General features: G+C 62.3%; 3 protein-coding genes. 2 read left to right on the plus strand and 1 reads right to left on the minus strand.

Going from position 1 to position 7,570, the window contains the following annotated elements; genetic code table 11:
• Nucleotides 1–2,992: beta strand repeat-containing protein (locus NS355_RS18630; RefSeq protein ID WP_345938800.1), on the minus strand; the 2,992-nt coding region annotated here is incomplete at its 3' end.
• Nucleotides 2,993–3,836: 844 nt separating this feature from the next.
• Here NS355_RS18630 and NS355_RS06790 point away from each other — a divergent pair.
• A complete protein-coding gene (locus tag NS355_RS06790) occupies nt 3,837–6,722 on the plus strand; it encodes a hypothetical protein (protein ID WP_058745017.1) in 2,886 nt (961 codons plus the stop codon).
• Nucleotides 6,723–6,936: 214 nt separating this feature from the next.
• Nucleotides 6,937–7,473 carry a hypothetical protein gene (locus tag NS355_RS06795; RefSeq protein ID WP_058745018.1) on the plus strand — a complete coding sequence of 179 codons (537 nt, stop codon included), beginning with the start codon at nt 6,937–6,939 and terminating at the stop codon, nt 7,471–7,473.
• Nucleotides 7,474–7,570 lie beyond the last annotated feature (97 nt).

The following is a 7,570-nucleotide window of genomic DNA, read 5'->3' on the forward strand; positions in this document are numbered from 1 at the left end:
GGGTATAGGTTGCGGTGCCGGTGGCACCATGCGCGTCGGTGACCGTGACGGTGACGGTGTAGCTGCCCGCCGTGGTCGGCGTGCCCGACAGGGTGCCGTTGGCGGCCAGCGTGACGCCGGCGGGCAGACCCGTGGCGCTGTAGCTGTAGGGCGCGGTGCCACCGGTGCTGGTCAGCGTCGCGCTATAGGCGGTACCGACGGTAGCCGTAGGCAGCGGACCCGAGGCCGGAGAGACGACCAGCGTCGGGGCGGTCACCGTCACGGTGACGGTCGCCGCCGCGCTGGTGCCCGAGGTATTGGTCGCGGTGTAGGTGAAGCTGTCGCTGCCCGAATAACCTGCCGCCGGCGTGTAGCTGATGCCGGTGCCCGACACGGTGGCGGTGCCATGGGCCGGCGCGGTGGCGACGGCGACCGAGGTCGCAGCCCCGCCCGACAGGGCGAGCGTCACCGCATTGGCGGTGCTGTTGGCGGCAACGGTCGTGCTGACGGCGCCCGCCACCGGTGGCTGGACGGCAACGGTAATGGTATAGGCGCGCGTGACGGTGAAGTTCTGGGCGTCAGTCGCGGTGATCGTAAAATTGAATGCCCCCGATGTGGCGGGCGTGCCCGACAGCGTGCCGGTGCTCGACAGGGTGAGGCCGTTCGGCAACGCGCCAGCGGTCACCGCATAGTTGTACGGCGCGGTGCCGCCCGAGGTGCTGAGCGCTTGGCTGTACGCAGTCCCCGCAGTCCCGCTCGGCAGCGTTGCCGGCGCCAGCGTCAGCGTCGGTGCACTCACCGTCACGGTGACGGTCGCAGGCGCACTGGTGCCCGACGCATTGGTCGCGGCGTAGGTGAAGCTGTCGCTCCCCGAATAGCCCGCGGTCGGCGTGTAGCTGATGCCGGTGCCCGAGGCGGTGGCCGTGCCGTGGCTCGGCGGGGTGGCGACGGCGACCGAGGTCGCAGCCCCGCCCGACAGGGCAAGCGTCACCGCATTGGCAGTACTGTTGGCAGCGACGGTCATGCTGACCGCGCCCGCCACCGGTGCCTGGACGGCGACGGTGAGTGTGAAGGCACGAGTAGCCGTGAAATTCTGCGCGTCTGTCGCAGTGACGGTAACGTTGAACGTGCCCGCTGTAGTTGGCGTGCCTGACAGGGTACCGGTCGATGACAGGGAGACTCCGGCGGGCAGCGCGCCAGCGGTGACGGAATAGCTGTACGGTGCGGCGCCGCCCATGGTGGCGAGGGCTTGGCTATACGCGGTCCCGGCCGTCGCGCCCAGTAGCGTTGTCGGGCTCAGCGTCAGAGTCGGTGCGGTCACGGTGATGGTAACCGTTGCAGGCGCACTCGTGCCACTGGCATTGGTCGCGGTGTAGGTGAAACTGTCGCTTCCCGAATAGTTCGCGGCAGGCGTGTAGGTGATCGCGGTGCCCGAACCAGCGAGGACGCCATGGTTGGGTGGCGTGCCGATCGCGATTGAGGTCGCGGTACCACCTGAAAGATTGAGCGTCACAGCATTGGCGGGGCTGTTGGCGGCGACGGTCATGCTGACCGCGCCAGCCACCGGTGCCGGGGCGGCAACGGTAAGGCCATAGGCACGCGCGGTGGTGAAATTCTGCGCGTCGGTGGCAGTGACGGTCAGGTTGAACGTGCCCGAAACAGTTGCCGTGCCGGACAGTGTGCCGGTGCTCGACAGGGTCAGCCCGGCCGGCAGCGCCCCTGCAGTGAGGGCATAATTGTACGGTGCGGTCCCGCCCGAGGTGCTGAGCGCTTGGCTGTACGCAGTCCCCGCAGTCGCACCCGGCAATGTTGCCGGTGCCAATGCCAGCGTCGGCGGGGTTACAGAAACGGTGACAGTCGCAGGCGCGCTAGTGCCTGAGGAATTGGTCGCAGTGTAGGTGAAACTATCGTTGCCCGAGTATCCGGCGCTCGGCGTGTAGGTGATGCTGGTGCCACTGGCCGTTGCCGTGCCATGAGTTGGCAAACCCGAAACAGCCACCGAAGAAGCCGAGCCGGAAATCGAAAGGGCTACGGTGTTGCTCGAACTGTTGGCTACCACTGTTGCGGCAACATTGTTGGCAATCGGTGCAGCTTCGGCTCTCGTCACGGTGATGGAATAAGATTTGGTAGTCTGGCCATCGGCCGCCCTGACGATGATCGTAAGCGAGTTTGAACCGACTGCGAGGTTGATCGGACCTGAGGTATTGCCCGACGCAACCAAGGAGCCATTGACGTTAATGGTGCTTCCGCTGTCTGCGGCAGTGGGCATAACCGTCAGCGATGTCGTCGCGTTGCCGACGACGGAACTGTAATTGGTCGTGCCGCTGGAGAAGGCTGGCGATAGATTGCCCGTGGAAAGCGACAGCCCCGAAAGGGTTGCGTCCGTGGAAGCGGCCGAACGACTAGTGCAGGTGAACACCAGGTTGCTGATCTGACCACGAGAGGTGCTCGCTCTTATGCTAGCCCCATAAGTCTCGAGGCTGCCAGCCGGAACAGTAATTGCGACGTTGTTCGTGGTGTTGCTGGTGGAATTCGTCGCGTTATATGTTTGGGCATTTGAAAGGTCGTATCGTGCTATGGATAAGCTGTCTGTATTCGTAGGGGGCAGCCCCTTGCCAGCGCCGCTATCTGTGAAGCGTAGCGTCAAGGAGTCACCAGTCGCAAACTCTGAGGCCCTGTATCTATTGCTGCCGTAGGAAAGAGACGAAGAACCGGAGAGCGCGTTGATAGCGCTGCAGCCATTCGACATTGCTAGAGCGGGATTGATGTTCACAAACATCAATAATGAAAGCAAGGCGGTAGGGAGCAATGACCGTTTGATTGCGCCACAAGCTTTAGCAGGATGTTTTCTACCCGAAAGGGGCGAGGATCGAACATCGGTCGCGCCGACAGTCATCGCGACGACGGCTAGCGTCGGAGTGCGCCGATCATTTTTGTGTTTTGCATGGAACGCCATATCGATCAAGGTGGCTATGATTTTCATCAAAGTCTCTCGATGCATTCGCGATGGCATTCGATATTCGCCTTGTATTACGGAGACTTATAAAGTCGCTGCCGGGGGTAATTACGTTTATTTGATTGTCTAGGGGAAGCCCCAGTGGCTGCGTAATTCCAGCCGTATGTACGGCGAAGATTAGCCTGCAACGGTAAAAATTCGTTTAAATACGACTTAATATGGATACATCATCGTTTTTGATATTGGTGTCTGTATGTCGCTTTCGTCGAATTTGGCCATGTGTGGCCCGGTGGCGGCTTTGAGCCCTTGTTCGAAGGCGGGTGTGGGAGCATCTCGATCTGCGGTGCTAGCGCCCGGTGAGGAGGTCGATTGCGTCTACGTTCATGAAGTCGGCGACCTTGGTGCCCTCAACACGCAGACACTAAGTGACGAGGCGACATCACGATGGCCACCGCCACCAATGCCCTCATCGTCAAGCGGAATGGTGCGACAGCCCATTTCTTCTCTTTGCGGACGGTGCAGGGCGTCGCACAGCCCTCGCGCGCGACCTTGATCGACGGCATGGTGATCGGCAGCCGACCCATGTGCTTTCTCCCATTGGGAAGGTCGCGTGGGTCGGCTGACGGCGGCAAGCCCCGCTCGATAGCAACGAGGGCGCTATTGTCACAAAATTTGCTCCCGATCGGATTTTCCCGGAAATGTCCTGTGCCAATGGAGAAACGGGACAACCTATGGCCGTCTGATCAACCTCCCGCTGGTGGTCGAAGCTGTTGGAAAATAGCGTAAGCAGGAAATCGCGTTGTTGGCGAGCAGACCCCGCTACGACTGCAAGCCTCTTTACATAGGGCATGTTCGAAGGGGGGCTTGTCGAACCCCGGTCCGGGCTGGGACAATGACTGCCATGGACCCGTTCGACCCCGCGCCCTATCCCGAATTCGCCCATCAGGTCGCGGCGCGTCTGGCACGCGTGGCGCGGGAAGATCGCGAAGCCGTTGCCGGGTCGCTACGCCGCTTCGGCTTCCGGGTACAGGGCGAACCCGATCGATCGTCGTCCGGCCCAACCCGGTCGCCCCGGAAAACAGCCGACACCCGTACGGCATCGCGGCGATGCGACTTTCGCTATGCCAGCCCGATTTCCTCCACGTCCCGGCAACGCGTGGACATGCGAATTCCACATCTGGCGGTGTCCCATGTCACCCGCACCGCCGTTCCCCGGTCCGTGGATGGGGCCACCCATGACCGCTACCCGGCACGCAGCACCGTTGCCGCCGAGCATTTCGATTATCTGACCGAAGGCGCCCGCACGACGTACCGGACACATTTCGACTATATCACGCGCCAGACCGGATCAATGACGGCGGCAAGTGGCATGCCGGCGATGGACATTCTCGACTTCGAAGCCGACCACCGCGAACGGAACGCCTTGGCCATCCTCTCCAACATTCCGGGCGGTCCGTCGCGACAGCGCGGGCTATTCGAAGCCGCCGAGCAATGCGAGCGGGAAGCCAAACGCGGCACGCTGGAGGTTTCGACCGAGCGAAAGGATGCATGGGCCGAACTGGCGGCCGCGGCCGACGCGCCGCTTTGGGTGAAGGAAGCGGCGCGGCTGCTCGAACAGGAACGAGCCGCCGACATCGCGAAGGCGTCAAAAGCCAAGCGTAAGCATCGCGACCGTCTGGTCACGATCGCCGACGTCGATCTTGTCGAGGCGTATGATCGTCTGTGCTGGGCCGACGAACATCTCGGGCCGGACAATCCGGCGCTGCCGGATTTCAAACAGGGGCGATCGGGTCGCGTCCAGACCCGTTTCGTCGTCGAACTGCCGCATGGTCTAGACGCTCGCCAACACCGCACGATCATGCAACGCTTCTGCGCGCGGCTGGACCGCGAAGGTTGGATGTATGTGGCCGCGATCCACTGCCCGGACCCTAAGAACGACCCGCGCAACATTCATTTGCATGTCGATGCCTATGATCGGCCGTGCAAATGGCTGGACGGCATGAGCACCGATGGCAAAGCCGGAGGTCCGGGCTGCTGGGATTTTGAGGTCCGCCTCCGCAAGCGTAACGGCAAGTGGCAGTATCCGTATCGGCAGAAAAAGATCGGAGCCTTACGCGGTGATGAGGGCCAGAACCGCCATGAAGCTGGCGAAGCCTATTTCAAGCAGATGCGCGCCGATTACGTCGCCATCGCCAACGACGTAGCCAACGGCACCGCCAAAGCGACGCGCTACGTGACCGGAACTTATCGCGACAACGGCATTCGGCAGGACCGGCTCGAGCATCTCGGCGACAGGATCGTCGCCAATGAGAAAAGCGGGCTGGTCACCAAGGCGGGCAGCCGCAATGCGCGTATCATCTTCAACGATCGGCTGCGCGACGTGCGTCATGTCGCGGCACAGGAGCTGTCGATCATTCGACGCGCGGCGGCGGTGTGGCTGGCGCAGGTCGACGACGATGCCAAAAAGATCGTCCGGCAATGGCGATACTACCAACGGATCGCCGTGCTGAAGCGTGCGCAGGCAGCGGCGGCCACGATCGTTGGCGACATGGCCATCTCGCGCGCGGTTACCGTTATCAAACACAGCAAGAGTGAGGGCCGCAAACGCGAGGCGAAGGCTTGGATAGCCGAGGATGCTGTCGTGGCAGGCGGAGCTGATCAGGCGATCTGGACCACCGATGCGATTGCTGTCGCCGCTGACATCCTCGACGATAAGGTGCGCTCGTCGCTATCGATCCCAACCCGACCGATCACTTACAAGCATCGTGGCCATGACACGCTGGCGGTCGTCATGACGAAGTATCACGATGCGACACGCGGGCGCCTGCTCAACTGGCTCGACGAGCATGGCGATGATCCGATGGCGCTCATGTTCGAGAACGATGTCGCTACGCTGGGACCCGCCGAGAATCGAAAGTCTATCAACCGTCTGTTCCGCCTGTTTATCGAGGATCTGCTCGTTCAGGAGCGGCTGCGTGCTATCCGGGCGCGGCGGCGGAGATCGGCCGATGGCGAAGTAATTGGTGTCGAACCCGCACGTACGGGGGACAGTGCCGAACAGCCTTCTTCTACATCCGTTGCGGACGAACGCATCTTGGAAGCGGTTGCTGCCACCGTGGTTCAGAAGTCCATCAAAGACGTGAACAGGGAAATCCGCGCTAAAGAAGGTCACCGTCGACAAGCGCTACTCCGGGAGGAGGCGTGGGCGAAACTGCGCCGGGAAGAGGCATCCATCAGCGTTAGCGGCAGTCGATATCAGGTTGATATGGCCGCGCTTACCGATCAGCAGCGCTTGGTACTGACTCATCCCGGTTATGATACGGAACTGCAAGCTCGGCTGGCCGAGTGGCACACCGAACGGAAGCATGGACAAGCTGGCGCGGCTGCCACGACATCGTCGTCCGGCGGGAGCATACCCAAGCTGATTCGATCAACGCCAGATGCCGCTAAGATCCCGCCGGAGCCGCTTGTTCCGCTGCGGACCGCGCGCACGCTGCGTGAGGCCCAACCTCTCAGAAAAGGCGCTACTTTGCGGGCTAGTGGTAAATCTGCGCCAGCGTCTCACTCAGGTGTTATCCGACAACGCGACCTGAATGAAACCGCCGATACACGATCAACCTATGCCTCGGCGCCAGAAGCAAAAACGCCTGCATCTTTCGTTGGTCCATCCGGGAAACTCGGTCAGTTGGCCGAAACGCTCATGCCGGTTGACCATGCCACCAGACCGAAAGGCAAAGCGGAGCCGATGGTCCCCGATGTCAGGGGCAAGGGACCGCAAGAGCGCTGATCAGGTTGCTTCATGACCTTTGCGGTCAAGCGGGAAAGTTGAGCGATCTGTGCCGCCTGCGGGCGCTTCGCCTTCATCGCGAAGGCGAAGGAGAAACCGGCCGGCCCGGCCGGGATGATGGTTTGGAAGGAGCCTGCGGCTGTGCCGTAGAGGCGAAATGATGGTGCGGGGCCGGCGAGCAGCCCGCCGTTCCCGCGCAAAATCAAGGTCTTCCATGTACATCGTAAATCGCGAGCGCGAGCTCGCAAAGGCGCGCGCGCTATCCGCCGCGCTCGCCATCGCCGAGCGCGCCAGTTGGCGGATCGACCGTTCGGTGCCGATCCTGCCCATCCCTTTCCGAAATTTCCTTCACATCACCGCCGCCGAATTACTGCTGGTGCCGTCGATCGAGCCGTCACGCGGGGATCTCGACACCGTCGAGCGAGGAACCCGCGTCGCCAGGTGCGATGCACTGGTGGTGAAAGCGTCGAGTATCGGCCATCGGACCATCTACTGTGCCGTCGGCGAATGGCAGCGCCACGGCACCGTCTGGCACCACGCGCGTAGGTTGTGGCTGTCACGCAGCAACGACGGTTGGCTGGTGCCTGACCCGGCGGAGCCGGACGAGAGCGGCGCGGTTTTTCGCCTTTCCCCCGGTCGTCTTCGCCCGATGATGAAGGCACGGCTGTCCGCCGCTGATGGCGGCTGCGATCTGAAACCCGGGCTGGCGAGGGCCGACGCTTTCCTCGCTGCCGTATGGGGGGATTGCTGATGAGCAAGCCGCTGCCCTGGATCAGCCCGTCCGACGCCGATGACATGCTCTACGATGACCCGATGGGATCGCTGCCCGATTTCGGCTACGCCCTGCT

The organism is Sphingomonas yabuuchiae (genome assembly GCF_001477495.1).
GTDB classification, from domain to species: Bacteria; Pseudomonadota; Alphaproteobacteria; order Sphingomonadales; family Sphingomonadaceae; genus Sphingomonas; species Sphingomonas yabuuchiae_A.